This window comes from Kribbella turkmenica (assembly GCF_004348725.1).
GTDB lineage: Bacteria > Actinomycetota > Actinomycetes > Propionibacteriales > Kribbellaceae > Kribbella > Kribbella turkmenica.
This window is the reverse complement of the sequence record NZ_SMKR01000021.1, coordinates 26,331-40,136: the sequence shown is the minus strand read 5'-3', so window position 1 is coordinate 40,136 and position 13,806 is coordinate 26,331. Positions and strand designations below refer to the sequence as shown.

The window sequence follows — 13,806 nt, the reverse complement described above, 5'->3', positions numbered from 1 at the left end:
CTGCCACTCCACCCAGCCAGGTGCAAGTGACCACTTGCACATCAGACAGGGTGCTCAGACCGCGCAGGACCGGAGCTGAGTCGCGGTGGCGATCGTCGCCTCGATCCACCGCCGCCGGAGGAAGTGCGCCTTGAGCAACCGGTGCACGCCGTCCAGGACGACCAGACGGCCCCGGTAGGCGACCAGGTTGACCGGGAGGTCGAGGTCGGCGTCCATCACCCGCTGGTAGTGGGCGCGGAAGTTCATCGGCGTCGCGGCGACCTGGTTCGGCGTGACCTTGAAGCGTTCGCCGTCGAGCTGCCACAGCGGCAGGTCGAACATCCAGACCAGGTCCGCCACCTCGACCGGCTCGACCTTCAGGTCCAGCTCCCACAGCTTCTCGAGCTGCCAGCGGTACGGCGGGAACACCTCGCGGACCGCGTCCGGCATCAGCGCGAGCAGCTCCTCGAACGACACGTCCGGCGCGGCCCGATCCGGAGCGGTCCCGAAGGAGACTTCTTTGTCGGTCGTCACGACCGTGCAGGCTACGCCATCCGGGGACCCCCGCGCCGCCGGCGGCTAACCGTGCGGCTTCCGGTGGATGATCACGATCGCGGAGTCGTCCCCCGGACCTCCGGCCGCGTCGACCAGCTCGTCGGCACCACCTTGGAAGCCCTGCGCGACCAGACGTTCCGCGTGCCCCGCGAGCCGGTCGGTTCCCCGGCCGATGTCGCGTCGCGGCGTCTCCACCATCCCGTCGCTGTACAGGAACAGCGCGTCGCCCGGCTTGAGCTGCCCGCGGTTCACCTCGAACTCCGGCGTCTCCATCAGCCCGAGCAGCGGACCGTCGGTGTCCCGGGTCTGCCACCGCCCCGACCACGCGTCGAACTGGATCGCCGGCGGGTGACCGGCCGTCCGTACGCCGAAGTCCCCGGTCTTCAGGTCGACGGCGACATGGACGACGGTGGCGAAGTCGTCGTCCCACTCCTGTCGCCGCATGTACTGGTTCGCCGACGGCAGGAACTCCTCCACCGGTACGACGCCGAGCAGCGCGCCGAACGCCCCGGACAGCAGAAGCGCCCGCGTGCCCGCGTCGATTCCCTTGCCCGAGACATCGACCAGCGCGACCTCGAGCAGGTCGTCGCGGGTCGTCGACACGACGAAGTCACCGGAGAACGTCGCCCCGCCCGCGGACCTGATCGCGGAGTCGGCCCACCACCCGGGCGGCAGGTCCGGCAGCTCGCCCTGGGCGGTGAGCGTGTCGCGCAGCTCCATCAGCATCGACTCTCCCCGGGTGCCCGGGACGCCGAGCCGGCTGCGCACCTTGGCGGAGGTGATCACGATCCAGCCGACGATGCCGAGCACCAGCACGAAGCCAGTCCTCGGCAGCTCGGGCGGCCGCGACATGATGACGTACGACCCGGCCGCCAGCGTGATCAGCGTCAGTGCGACGAGCTGCCGGAACCGCAGCAGCAGTCCGCCGAGCAGCAGCGGGATCACCAGCAGCGAGGCCGGCACCTGCGACGGCCAGGCGAGGCCGAACGCACTGCCGACCAGCGTCGTCAGCAGCAGCGCGGCGAACGCAAGCTGGTGCGATCTGCGCGCGCGTCGCACCAGCGCATCGACCCGGCGGCCGATCCGTCGTACCTCAGCGAGACCGCCGCTCGTGTTCATGGTGTGAAGAAGATAACGGCACTCCCCGGTCCGCGCATCCAGTCGTAACCCAACTGATGAATGTCAGCTCTTGCGAGCGAGCCCGGTCCGCTGGCATTTGGGGCACCAGAACAAGTTGCGTCCGGCCAGTATCTCGGTCCGGACGACCGAGTGGCAGACGTGGCAACGATGCCCCTGCCGGCGGTACACGTACACCTCGCCACCGTGGTCGTCCTGCCGAGGGTCGCGGCCCATCGCCTCGGGAGTGTGGTCGTCGGCAACGGTGTCGATCCGGCCGGTCTGGACGCCGTACTTCATCAGCTCGAGCAGGTCGTCCCACATGCCCTGCCACTCGCGCTTCTTCACCAGGTGGCCGCGCGTCATCGGGTGCAGCTTGGCCCGGAACAGCACCTCGGCGCGATAGACGTTGCCGACCCCGCTGAGCACCGCCTGGTCCATCAGCAGTTGCCCGATCGGCAGTTTGCTGCGGTGGATCCGCTTCCAGGCCAGCTCAGGATCGGCGTCGTCGCGCAACGGGTCGGGGCCGAGCCGGGCCATCAGTGTCTCGCGCTCCGGGTCGGTCAGCACCTCGCACACTATCGCTCCGCGCAGGTCGGCGTACGCCGTCTCGTTCTGCAGGCGGAGGCGGACCTGGCCGACCGGCTCGGGCACCGGCGCCGGGCCGAAGTCCACCTTGCCGATCAGGCCGAGATGGACGTGCAGCCAGCCGGCGCCCTCGAAGTCGGCGAAGAAGTGTTTGCCGTGGGCCTCGGTCTGCCGCAGCACGTGCCCGTTCAGCAGAGCGGCACCTTCGGCGAACCGGCCCTGCGGGCTGGATGCCTGGACCGGACGGCCGCCGAACGCGTCCCAGACGTCGTTCGCCAGCCGGTGCAGGGTGTGACCTTCAGGCATGATTCCTCTTATGGGTACGACAGGTGGTGCGAAAGGTGGCCGGAGCGGTCCGCCCACTCCGGCCGTCGTCGGGACCGGCCGGTCGATGCGCGCCCGCGACGTGTCCCGGCCGCGTCAGCCGGTCAACCGCCGGCCGGTGGTCCAGCCGGACCATGACAACGACCACGACAGGGACCACGACAGGGACCACGACAGGGACCACGACAGGGACACCGACAAGGCTCAGGACAACGGAGGCAGTTCACCGGTCGACTCGTAGGCGGACAGCATGTCGATCCGCCGGGTGTGCCGGTCCTCACCCGAGTAGTCGGTGGCCAGGAACGTCTCGACGAACCCGGTGGCCTCCTCCTCGGAGTGCATCCGCGCACCGACGCTGATCACGTTCGCGTTGTTGTGCTCACGGCCGAGCCTCGCGGTGTCGGTGCTCCAGGCCAGGATCGCCCGGACCCCTTTCACCTTGTTGGCCGCGATCTGCTCACCGTTGCCGGAGCCACCGATCACGATGCCGAGGCTGCCCTCGTCCTTGGCCACCCCCTCGCCCGCCCGCAGGCAGTACGGCGGGTAGTCGTCGACGGCGTCGTACACGGCCGGGCCGTGGTCGACGACGTCGTGCCCGGCAGCCGTCAGGTGCTGGACAAGGTGGTTCTTGAGTTCGAAGCCGGCATGGTCGGAGCCGATGTGCACTCGCATGGCCGAAGTCTCGCACCTCCTACCGACGGTCCCGCACGCCGGGCACGGTCAGCGACTCGGTCATCCGGGTCACCTCGGCGTACGCCTTCTCGTACGGCGTCCCGGGCGGATGCAGCGTGTACAGCGCGACGACGGTCCGGTCGGCCGGCCCGGCAGTGCCCGTGGTGTGCAGGGCATCACTGCGCAGGTCGACGGCGCTGTCCCGGGGTTCAACCCGGTCGGAGCCGTATCCGCTCGACCCGAGAAAGCCGGACCAGCCCTGCTTGATGCTGAAGTCCTCCGGGCAAGCCGACGCGATCCCGAAGAACTGGTCGAAGCCGTCGGTGCCGAGTCTGGTTGGCCGGTGCAGCAGCCCCATCACCAAAGTGCGCACTGGTGCAGGTGCTCCGTCTAGGAGGTAGCGGTAGATCCGGACCGTGTCCGCGGCCGTGATCGCGACGTACCCCCAGAAGCCCGGATGGGTGGCAGGCGGCCCGGCCGTGTGTGTCAGGCCGAGCCGCCGCACCATCCGGTCGACGATCGTGGCACCACCGAGCTCGTCCCAGTAGTAGCTCGCCGCGTCGTCGTCACTGCTGCGCAGCATCACGTCGAGCCGGGCCCGGTCCGCGGCCGGCACGTCGTACTCCGGCGCGCGGTCCCAGAGGTAGTCGAGCGCGATCAGCAGCTTGACCACGGACGCCGAACGAAACCGGTGATCGGCGTTGTGCTGCTGGACGAACCGTCCGGTACTTCGATCGAAGACGGCGTACCCGGCCGTCACTCCCGCGGGTATGGCAACGATTTCCGGCCGGTCGTCACGCAACGTCATCGGCAACCACTCACCACTCGACGGACTCTTTCGTGAGCAACCTTCACCCGCGCGCGCGGCCGGAGACAACCCCTGTACGAGAGACGGAATCAGTCGAAGACGGGCCCGCGGTCACGGGTCCGCTTGATCTCGAAGAAGCCGTCGGTGCCGGCCACCAGGCGGACGCCGTCCCAGAGTTTGCCGGCCGCCTCGCCCTTCGGGGCGGGCGTGACCACGGGACCGAAGAAGGCGGTACCCTCGACGGCGATCACCGGCGTGCCGACCTCCATGCCGACCAGGTCCATCCCGGCCTGGTGCGACTTGCGCAGCGCGTCGTCGTGGCGGTCGGTGCCGGCCGCCTCGATCAGCGACGCGGGCAGGCCGGCTTCGGCGAGCGATTCCTCGAGTACGCCGTCACCGCCGAGGCCGCGGCCTTCGACGTGGATGCGGTTGCCGAGGGCGGTGTAGAGGGGCAGCAGGACCTCGTTGCCGTGCGCCTGCTCGGCGGCGGTCAGCACCCGGACCACACCGAGTTTGCGCTGCCAGTTGGCATCGTGGTCGTCGCGGTCCGCGTTCAGAATGGCCAGGCTCATCACGTGCCAGGTCGTCGTCACGTCCCGGACCTGCTCGACCTCGAGCATCCAGCGGGACGTCATCCAGGCCCAGGGGCAGGCCGGGTCGAACCAGAAATCGGCAGAGGCAGTCATATTCACCATCATACAAAGTTGAAGAATCGTAGGTACCGGTCTGGTATCCAATACCCAATGTCGCGGGGAAACCCTCGGCGAAGCCGACAGCCAGGTGCATAGGATGCGGACATGCCTGGAACCAACCTGACGCGCGACGAGGCGCGTACCCGTGCCGGGGTGGTCAGCGACGTCGAGTACCTGATCGAGCTCGACCTGACCAACGCCCCGAGCGGCGCTCCGACCTTCCGGTCGGTCACCACGATCACCTTCGCCGCCACGGCCGGCGCGAACACCTTCGCCGACCTGATCGCGGAGCAGGTGCGGGAGGTGACCCTGAACGGCCGCTCGCTCGACCCGGACACGGTGTACGACGGCGCCCGCGTCCAGCTGGACGGTCTGGCGGAACGCAACGAGCTGACGGTGGTCGCGGACTGCACCTACTCGCGCACCGGTGAAGGGCTGCACCGCTCGGTCGACCCGGCCGACAAGGAGACCTACCTCTACACGCAGTTCGAGGTGCCGGACGCCCGCCGGGTGTTCACCACCTTCGAGCAGCCGGACCTCAAGGCCCGTTTCACTTTCACCGTGTCCGCGCCTGCCCGCTGGGTGGTCATCTCGAACGCGCCGACGCCCGAGCCCACGCCGTACACCGGGGACAACGGTGAGGAGTTCGCCCGTTGGGAGTTCCCGGCGACCGAGCGGATGTCGACGTACATCACCGCCGTCGTCGCCGGTCCGTACCACGTCGTCACCGACACCTACGAGGGACCGCACGGCAGCTACCCGCTGTCGCTGCTGTGCCGGCCGTCGCTGAAGGACGCCCTCGACGTCGACGACCTGTTCGAGGTGACCAAGCAGGGCTTCGAGCTGTTCGAGCGCGCCTTCGGGACGCCGTACCCGTTCCACAAGTACGACCAGGCGTTCGTGCCGGAGTACAACATGGGCGCGATGGAGAACGCGGGCTGCGTGACGCTGCGGGACGAGTACCTGTTCCGCAGCCGGACGACGCACGCGGAGATGGAAGCCCGCGCCAACACGGTCCTGCACGAGCTCGCCCACATGTGGTTCGGCGACCTGGTCACGATGACCTGGTGGGACGACCTCTGGCTGAACGAGTCGTTCGCGGAGTGGGCCAGCCACTGGGCCCAGGCGGTGGCCACCACCAAGTACGCCGGTGCCTGGACGACCTTCTGCAACGCGCGCAAGAACTGGGCCTACCGGCAGGACCAGCTGCCCTCGACGCACCCGATCGCGGCCGACATGGTCGACTTCCACGCGGTCGAGGTGAACTTCGACGGCATCACCTACGCCAAGGGCGCCTCCACGCTGCGGCAGCTGGTCGCGTTCGTCGGTGAGGAGACTTTCATCACCGCGCTGAAGGAGTACTTCTCCGACCACGCGTTCGGCAACACCGAGCTGGCCGACCTGCTCAAGCCGCTGGAGAAGGCGTCCGGGCGGGACCTGGACGACTGGACCGAGCGCTGGCTGCGGACGGCCGGGGTGAACACGCTGCGCGCCGACTTCTCGGTCGACGCCGAGGACGCCTTCACGTCGTTCGCGATCGAGCAGACCGCGGCCGAGAACTTCCCGGTCCTGCGGCCCCACCGGCTCGCGGTCGGTCTCTACCGCCGTACCGACGAAGGCCTCGTGCGGACCGAGCGGTTCGAGGTGGACATCGACGGACCGCGCACGGAGCTCGCCGAACTGGTCGGCGCGACCCAGCCGGACCTGGTGCTGCTGAACGACGACGACCTCACCTACGCCAAGATCCGGCTGGACGAGCGGTCCCGGGCCACACTGGTCGAGTCGATCGACCAGCTGACCGAGTCGTTGCCCCGGGCCCTTGCCTGGGGTGCGGCCTGGGACATGACCCGCGACGCGGAGATGCCGGCCAGCCAGTACGTCGGCATCGTGCTGCGCGGGATCAGGGCCGAGACCGACCTGACCGGCGTACGGTCCCTGCTGAACCAGGCGACCAGCGCGATCAACCTGTACTCCGCCCCGGAGAACCGGCCGTCCCTGCGGGCTCAGTTCGAGGAGGCAGTGGCGGAGCTGCTGGCCGCCGCCGAGCAGGGCAGTGACCACCAGCTCGCATTCGCCCGGGCGTACAGCTCCGCGGTGTACTCCGAGGCCGGCGCGGACCGGCTGGCCGCCTGGCTCGACGACCGCGACCTACCACCCGGCCTGGTGGTCGACACCGATCTCCGCTGGACGCTGATCGTCGCACTGGCCCGGCTCGGCCGGATCGGCGCCGACGAGATCGACGACGAGCTCACCCGGGACACCACCATCACCGGCCAGGAGCGGGCCGCCCAGGCGCGCGCCGCCCGACCGACCCCCGAGGCCAAGGAAGAGGCGTGGCGGATCGCGGTCGAGTCCGGCGACACCCCGAACGAGACCCAGTTCCGGACCATCCTCGGCTTCCAGCAGCCAGGCCAGGAGGAGCTCCTGCGGCCGTACGTCGAGAAGTACCTGAGCGCGGCCAAGGACGTCTACACCCGCCTCGGCTCGTCGATGGGTGAGAACGTGCTCGTCTACCTCTCGCCGCGCAACCTGGCCGAGCAGGCGACGCTCGACGCGCTCACGACCTGGCTGTCCGCGGAGGCGTCGTCGGTGGACGCTCCGACCCTGCGCTACGTCAGCGAGGCCCAGGCCGACCTGACCCGCGCGCTGGCCGCGCAGGCCCGCGACGCGAGCTGAACACGGCGCCGGCGGTCTCGTGCTGAGACCGCCGGTGTTGTGTTGGACCGGCCTGAGGTAAGACTGGTCGGGTGCCCGCTTCTGACCCCGCCCTCGCCGGTGCGGCAGCTGTTGCGCTGACCGGACTGGCTGAGGCGTACCGCCCTCGCCCCGTCACTCCCCTGATGCCTTGGCGCTACCCGCATCGCCTGGTGAAGCCGTACATCATCACCGCTCGCGGACGACAGTGGGACGACCAAATGGTCGAGGTCGCCGGGGCCACCGCGTCCCGCCAACTCGAGTTCGACGACGCGATGGGAGCTGTCGGGCTGGGCGTCGTCGTACTCCACCTCGGCGACGACGGGATCTACCTGGTCGTGCAGAGCTGGGCGAAGGACTTCCAGTCCCGGCTGAGCATCTTCAGCGGCATGGACGTCGACGACCTGCGACCCGCGCCGATCGGCGCGGCACCGTGCGTGTGGGAGCTCGAGGTGTTGAGCCACGAACGGACGTCGTACGTGAAACACATCCTCAGCGCCCAGGTCGACGTGGACGCGTGGCTGGACGACGCCCTCGACACGCGGCCCCAGCCCAAGCAGACCGGGATCCCGTCCGGCACCTAGCCAGAGCGGATTCGCGCCACCGCTCCGCGGACCCGGACCGTGCTGGCGCAAGTGCGGCCGGTAACCATCAAACGATTGTTCTCTGGCGGAAAGTGAAGCCGCGACTCCGGGGTGCGATTCCTTCTGGCGATGGGGATTCTTCATCGCGTGAGCACTACTCACCGACCGGATGGTTCGGTTTAAGCTGCACGCACTATCCGCACCAAGGGAAGCCGGGGAGGGACCCTTGCCGTGACACCCGTGGATCACCGGCGGCCGCCCACCCGCGCCGGCCGGAGCCAGCACAAAAGCCCCTCCCGAGGTCACAAGAGCACCGCCCGGCAGCGGACCGAACCTCCACACAGCCACTCACGCAAACCCCAGCGCTCGCACAGCGCGGTCGGTGCGGCGATCGTGGCCGCGGCCGCGATGATCGCCGTGTTCGCGCTCATCCTGACCCGCGGGTCGTCGGCACCGCCGACGGACGAGGGTCTGCGGATCGGCGCCGCCGTCGACGGTGGCGCGGCCGCACCGGCGCCGACCGTCCCGACCCGGAGCTCGGACCCGTCCCCCTCGGTCAACACCGCCAAGGCGGATCGCAAGCCGCCGGCCTCCTCGGCGGCGCCCAAGACCACGGCTCAGCCGACCTTGACCCCGGATACCGGCCCGGACTCACCGGTCTTCCGGCGCGGCCAATGGATCGTCGTGATGGAGAAGTATCCGACCGACGTCGGCATGGACGCCGAAGGGTTGGCCAGGGCCACCGCGGTCAGGATGATCACCGCCGGCGTCCCGGCCAAGGCGATGCTGGTCGACGGTCAGTACCCGGGAATCGCGAACAGCTCCATGGAGCCGGTCACCGACACGTGGATCGTCTACCTCGGCCCGGGCCGGTCATCGGCGCAGATGCTGGACCAGTGCTCCGCACCCAAGACCCAGGCCGCTCACAGCAACTCCGCCTGCCCCACCTTCGAGCCGGCGATCGCTCCCGCAGCGAGCCAGAACTAGCCGACCGGGTCGGTCGCCAGACGCGCGTGCAGGTGGGAGTCGTGCCGCCGGCCCGTAGGTTCGACGTAGTAGTCGCGCATCGTGCCTTCCAACGCGAACCCGGCGTACGTCGCCACGCGGCATGAGCCCTCGTTGACGAGTGCGTGATCGAGCGACAACCTGTGCAGGCCCAGTCCGTCGTTCGCGAAGGCCCAGCGGGCTGCCGCATCCAGCGCGCGAGCCGCAAGCCGGCGGCCGCGGGCGGCCGGGCTGACCCAGTACGCCACGACCGCCTGGTCGGGAACGCGGCCGACGTCGCGCACCGACACACTGCCGAGCACCTGATCGCCGTCAGCGTCCGCGACCGCGAACACCGCGCTGCCGCGGGCCCAGCCGTCGATCCGCGGCTCGAGCCACCGCTTCGCCCGCTGGTCTCCGGGCGTGCGGATCACCGCCGTACCCGCGGTCCAGCGGAGGATGTCCGGATCACGGAGCGCTTCCGCGACCGCAGGCTCGTCGGTCCAGACGAACGGGCGCAGGACGACGTCGCCCAAGTCCATGCGGTGCGGCTGGACCAGACGGCTCACTGCTTGTGCGGCTCGTTCGCGTGCAGCAGCGGCGCCTGGTGAGCGTGCTCGCCCAGCTGCTGGACGCCGGTGACCAGACCGCCGGTCAGGTCGCCGGTGGCGAACGACGTCTGCATGGACAGCGCGGCCAGCCCGGCCGCGGCGTCGGAGAGCTGACGCTTGGCGACCGCGCCGGTGACGATCTCCAGCCGGCGCCCGGCCGGGTCGACGTACACCAGGACGGTGTGGTCCGGGTCGTCGAGCTCGTTCAGCAGCTCCAGCGCGAACGGGCGCGTCTCGGAGTCGGCTCCACCGACGTACACGGAGAAGTGCAGGCCGGAGACCTCTTCGGCGTGCCGGACGGCCTTCTCGATGTCGTAGAGCTGGTCCGGGGTGAATGCGTCACCAGCTGGCACTTGCGCCTCCGGTCGAACGGGCGACGCCTGCACCGGCGCTCGCGGTGGCGCCCGGTGCGGCAGGCAGCTCGGGCAGACTGTGCTGGTCGGGGAGTTTGGCGGGGTCGGGCTTGGTGGCGGTCGGCCCGTTGATCCAGACCGGCGGCGCCCACCAGGACAGGCCCGGGCGGTAGCGCGGTCCGTTCGCGATGGACGGCGCGAAGACCAGCAGCGCCACCACCGCGAGGACCAGTGCGGGGATGCCGACGAACACCAGCAGGGTGTGGCCGGACACTTCAGTGATCACACCCAGAGCCTAGTCCCCCGGCATCCCACACCGATCAGTGCCTCGCACCACCAGCCACACTCCCCACGGAGCGCGGCTGGTCTCGTCAGCAGCCTCCGCAGTTGTAGTACAGGATGTCCCAGTGGTTGCCCTCGTTCGCGTAGATGTTGCCCGCGCCGGACCGCCACTGCTGGGCACCGTCACCGCGGTCCGCGATCCGGGTGAAGGTGTTGCGGATGTAGTTGCTGACACAGGTGTAGACCGAGATGTCGACCTTGTAGCCGTTGCGGTGGCTGTAGGTTCCGGACGCGTGCCCGACCTCGGTCCCGCCGGTGATGTTCACCGCGCACCCACTCGCCTGCTTCAGCGTGCGAACGCCGTACACGGTGCTGTCGTTGATGTTGGTGAACGACGTACAGGTCGGGTTGTTCCAGTCCGAGCACCCACCGCTGGACGACCAGGTGAGCCCGGCGGCCCGGAAGATCGACGCCGCCTGCGAGTGCGTCATCTTCGTGACCGCGGCGGCCTGTTCGACCGCGACCACACCGGGCAGCAGGCCGGCCAGGACGGCGACGACCGGGACGAGGGCCCGGCGGAGGACAGATCTCATGGGGACACTCCTTGAAAGACGGGGCGGATATTTCAAGGAGTGCACTTCCCGTGAAAAATATTGACGAAACGTCCGGTTGACTCAGAAACGAACATCCGAACACTGGTAGAAGGCGTTCGCCGTGTCGTGGATGGTCCAGACGGCGAGGATCATGTGCCGTCCGGTCCGGCCGCCCGGCACGGTGCCGGGATGGCTGACGTTGTTCGCCGGCCGCGCGCCGTTCATGGTGACGGTCAGGAACGGGTTGAGGTCGAGCGCCGACCGGGTCAGCGGGGCGTTCTGGTTCCAGCCCTGTTTGGTGATGTAGTACTTGAAGTCGGTCGTCGCGTGCGGCGCCGTCAGGTACCAGCGGAAGTTGTAGCTCTGACCGGCGGTCAACTGCTCGGCCGGCCACGCTCCCCCGCGCTGGTCGTCCAGTTCGGCGAATTGCGCCAGTCCGGCCGAGCAGAGCTTGCCGTCGGCCGGTCCGGCGGCCGGGAAGCCCTTGGGTCCTTCGACGCTCTGCGGTTCCCACTGGATCTGGCCGCAGTTCTGCACGGTGCCGTTCTGGCAGTGCTTGGCACGACTGGTCGGACCGGTCGTGTACCCGTGGCCGTACGCCAGCGGGACCGACGTGCTGACCGCGAGCGCGAGCGCGCCGACGGCGATTCCGGCCAGGCTGAGTTTGCGTAATCGGAGCATGCGGACAACTCCTTCACTTGTCGGGGCGGAAAGGCAGTGAAGGAAGGCGCCTTCTAGGCAAATAGAAAACAACCGTTCAAATCTATTGTCAACAGCTCGTGAGCGAGTGGTGACTAAATGTTGAGCGCACCGATCAGCCGGCGGAGCCGCTGGTTGTTCGGCAGGTCCTCGATTAGGATCGGCGAGCCGTCCGGTCCACTGAGCGGCACCCGCCAGTTCGGGTACTCGTCGGTGGTGCCCGGCTGGTTCTGCGTACGGCGTTCGCCGACCGCGTCGGTCAGCGCCACACCGACCAGCTTTGCCGGTGTGTGCGCGACGTACCGGTGGAGGGCCTCGACGATCCGTTCGACGTCGCCGTCGGTGTCGCTCAGCAGATGCCGCTCGCGCAGGGTGTTGAGCCAGGAGTCCCGCTCGGCCTCGTCCACCTCGAGCTCCTCGGCGACTGGTCGGGTCAGCAACCCGAGCCGGTTCCGCAGCTCGACGTGGTCGCCGGCGAGGTACCCAGCGGTCGGCGGCAGGTCATGCGTGGTCACCGTGGCCAGGCACAGCTCACGCCACCGCTCCGGCGCCAGTGGGGTGCCCTGCTGGTCCCGCTCGAACCACAGCACCGACGTACCGAGGACGCCGCGCTCGGTGAGGTAGTCACGCACCCAGGGCTCGACCGTGCCCAAGTCCTCGCCGATCACTGTCACGCCCGCCCGGGTGGCCTCCAGCACGAGGATGCCGACCAGTGCCTCGTGGTCGTACCGGACGTACGTCCCCTCGGTCGGCCGTTCCGGCGACGTCACCCACCAGAGCCGGAACATGCCGAGGATGTGGTCGATCCGCAGCCCGCCGCCGTGCCGCATCACCGCACGGACCAGGTCGCGCCAGGCGGCGTACCCGGTCTCGGCGAGCGCGTCTGGCCGCCACGGCGGCTGCGACCAGTCCTGCCCCTGCTGGTTGAACGCGTCCGGCGGCGCACCGACGTGGATACCCGATGCCAGCACGTCCTGCAGCGCCCACGCGTCCGCACCGTCCGGGTGTACGCCGACAGCCAGGTCGTGTACGACGCCGAGCGACATGCCGGCCGCCTTCGTCCGGGCCTGCGTGCGGGCGAGCTGGTCGTCCAGCTGCCACTGCAGCCAGCAGTGGAACTCCACCGCGTCCGGATTCTCGTTGCGAAAGGCCACGACGGTTGAAGAGGCCGGGTCGTGCAGTTCCTCGGGCCACTTGCTCCACTCCGGTCCGTGGACGTCGGCGATCGCGGCCCAGGTGGCGAAGTCGATGAGTCCCTGGCCCTCACGGTCGCAGTAGGCGCCGTACTCGGCGATCCGGCCGATCGACGGCCGTACGCCGAACAGGAGCTGCAGCGCCTCCCGCTTGGCCGTCCACACGGTGTCGCGGTCGAGTGCGGTCGGGTCCTCGCTCAGCGCGCGGGTCTGCAGGCTCAGCGCGCGGACCCGGTCCCGCTCCGCCGGCGCGAGGTCGCCGTACTCGTCGATGTCCTCGATGCGGAGGTAGATCGGGTTCCCGAACCGCCGCGACGCGGGCAGGTACGGTGAGGGCTCCATCCGGCCGGAGGTCTCCGCGGCGTGCAGCGGATTGACCAGCACAAACCCGGCGCTCAGGTCGGTCGCGGACCATGCGGCCAGGTCTGAGAGGTCGTGCAGGTCGCCGATCCCCCAGGACCGGCGGGAGCGAACGGAGTACAGCTGCAGCACCCAGCCCCAGGTGCGGTTCAGCTTCTCCGGCTCCAGCTTGCGCGGAGTCACGATCAGTGTGCCGGCCGACACCTCCGGACTACTGCCGATGCGCGCGCAGAGCCGGTGATAGCCGATCGGCAGGTCGCCCGGCAGCTGGAACGTCGCCTCACCGACCTGGACGCCGTCGACCCACTCCGGCTCGACCCAGCGGTCCTGCTGGGCGATGTCCCGTCGCTGGCCGCCGTCCTCCAGCTCCACCCACACCTCGACCGGCGATCCGTGCGGCAGGTGTACTGCGAACCAAGGCGTCCAGCCCACCCGCATTACCAGCGTGGCCGGCAGCGTACGACGCCAGCGCTCCTGCCGGTGCAGCTCGAGCGCCTCGGCAGCCTTCTCCGGGGTGGAGGCGTCCACACCGAGTGCCGCGAGTACGGCGGACACCACCTCGCTGGAGACGATCACATGCTCGCCCTGCCAGTTCCAGTACTCCGTCGCCACGCCATGGGCAACCGCTAGCTCGACAAGGGCCGGAGTGGGAGCTGTCACCTCAGCGAGTCTGCCGTATCAACTGCCCCAACGCGCAACGCCGCGCGCCGGACTGTTAC

15 protein-coding genes are annotated in these 13,806 nt (G+C 69.3%); 3 read left to right on the top strand and 12 right to left on the bottom strand.

Annotated elements, in window-relative coordinates; all coding sequences use genetic code 11:
- Positions 1-54: 54 nt before the first annotated feature.
- The 6 genes from E1218_RS07235 to E1218_RS07210 form a co-directional block, all read right to left on the bottom strand.
- Positions 55-513 carry a hypothetical protein gene (locus E1218_RS07235; RefSeq protein WP_132317558.1) on the bottom strand — a complete coding sequence of 153 codons (459 nt, stop codon included), beginning with the start codon at positions 511-513 and terminating at the stop codon, positions 55-57.
- Positions 514-558: 45 nt separating this feature from the next.
- Positions 559-1,653, bottom strand: coding sequence for a PP2C family protein-serine/threonine phosphatase (locus E1218_RS07230; RefSeq protein WP_132317556.1), 1,095 nt, complete (start codon positions 1,651-1,653; stop codon positions 559-561).
- 63 nt (positions 1,654-1,716) lie between these two features.
- Positions 1,717-2,544: an Fpg/Nei family DNA glycosylase gene (locus E1218_RS07225; RefSeq protein ID WP_132317554.1), complete on the bottom strand. Its 828-nt coding sequence runs from the start codon at positions 2,542-2,544 to the stop codon at positions 1,717-1,719.
- A 222-nt stretch (positions 2,545-2,766) separates the two neighbouring features.
- Positions 2,767-3,234, bottom strand: coding sequence for a ribose-5-phosphate isomerase (locus E1218_RS07220; protein ID WP_132317552.1), 468 nt, complete (start codon positions 3,232-3,234; stop codon positions 2,767-2,769).
- 19 nt (positions 3,235-3,253) lie between these two features.
- Complete coding sequence (locus tag E1218_RS07215; protein ID WP_132317550.1) at positions 3,254-4,042, bottom strand: serine hydrolase; 789 nt, start codon at positions 4,040-4,042, stop codon at positions 3,254-3,256.
- 89 nt (positions 4,043-4,131) lie between these two features.
- Positions 4,132-4,728 carry a mycothiol-dependent nitroreductase Rv2466c family protein gene (locus tag E1218_RS07210; protein ID WP_132317548.1) on the bottom strand — a complete coding sequence of 199 codons (597 nt, stop codon included), beginning with the start codon at positions 4,726-4,728 and terminating at the stop codon, positions 4,132-4,134.
- A 111-nt stretch (positions 4,729-4,839) separates the two neighbouring features.
- Between E1218_RS07210 and pepN the strand changes: the two genes are divergently transcribed.
- The 3 genes from pepN to E1218_RS07195 all read left to right on the top strand — a co-directional run bounded on the left by pepN (position 4,840) and on the right by E1218_RS07195 (position 8,999).
- On the top strand, positions 4,840-7,410 hold the full coding sequence (pepN, locus tag E1218_RS07205) for an aminopeptidase N (protein WP_132317546.1): 2,571 nt from the start codon (positions 4,840-4,842) through the stop codon (positions 7,408-7,410).
- A gap of 71 nt (positions 7,411-7,481) precedes the next feature.
- Positions 7,482-8,012: a hypothetical protein gene (locus E1218_RS07200; RefSeq protein WP_132317544.1), complete on the top strand. Its 531-nt coding sequence runs from the start codon at positions 7,482-7,484 to the stop codon at positions 8,010-8,012.
- A gap of 393 nt (positions 8,013-8,405) precedes the next feature.
- Positions 8,406-8,999 carry a hypothetical protein gene (locus E1218_RS07195; protein WP_165949154.1) on the top strand — a complete coding sequence of 198 codons (594 nt, stop codon included), beginning with the start codon at positions 8,406-8,408 and terminating at the stop codon, positions 8,997-8,999.
- Here the strand turns inward: E1218_RS07195 and E1218_RS07190 are convergent.
- From E1218_RS07190 to malQ, 6 genes are all read right to left on the bottom strand, one after another.
- Positions 8,996-9,538, bottom strand: a complete 543-nt coding sequence (locus tag E1218_RS07190) for a GNAT family N-acetyltransferase (protein WP_132317540.1) — start codon at positions 9,536-9,538, stop codon at positions 8,996-8,998. The genes E1218_RS07195 and E1218_RS07190 overlap by 4 nt on opposite strands.
- 23 nt (positions 9,539-9,561) lie before the next feature.
- A complete protein-coding gene (locus E1218_RS07185) occupies positions 9,562-9,960 on the bottom strand; it encodes a DUF5130 family protein (RefSeq protein ID WP_233712069.1) in 399 nt (132 codons plus the stop codon).
- Positions 9,947-10,246 carry an aa3-type cytochrome oxidase subunit CtaJ gene (ctaJ, locus tag E1218_RS07180; RefSeq protein ID WP_132317536.1) on the bottom strand — a complete coding sequence of 100 codons (300 nt, stop codon included), beginning with the start codon at positions 10,244-10,246 and terminating at the stop codon, positions 9,947-9,949. Before ctaJ ends, E1218_RS07185 begins: the two co-directional genes overlap by 14 nt.
- A gap of 85 nt (positions 10,247-10,331) precedes the next feature.
- Positions 10,332-10,835: a hypothetical protein gene (locus tag E1218_RS07175; RefSeq protein WP_132317534.1), complete on the bottom strand. Its 504-nt coding sequence runs from the start codon at positions 10,833-10,835 to the stop codon at positions 10,332-10,334.
- Between the two features lie 81 nt (positions 10,836-10,916).
- The gene (locus E1218_RS07170; protein ID WP_132317532.1) at positions 10,917-11,516 is read right to left on the bottom strand and encodes a lytic polysaccharide monooxygenase auxiliary activity family 9 protein; all 600 of its coding nucleotides are present in this window, start codon (positions 11,514-11,516) and stop codon (positions 10,917-10,919) included.
- Between the two features lie 113 nt (positions 11,517-11,629).
- The gene (gene malQ / locus E1218_RS07165; RefSeq protein WP_132317530.1) at positions 11,630-13,747 is read right to left on the bottom strand and encodes a 4-alpha-glucanotransferase; all 2,118 of its coding nucleotides are present in this window, start codon (positions 13,745-13,747) and stop codon (positions 11,630-11,632) included.
- Positions 13,748-13,806: the final 59 nt, after the last annotated feature.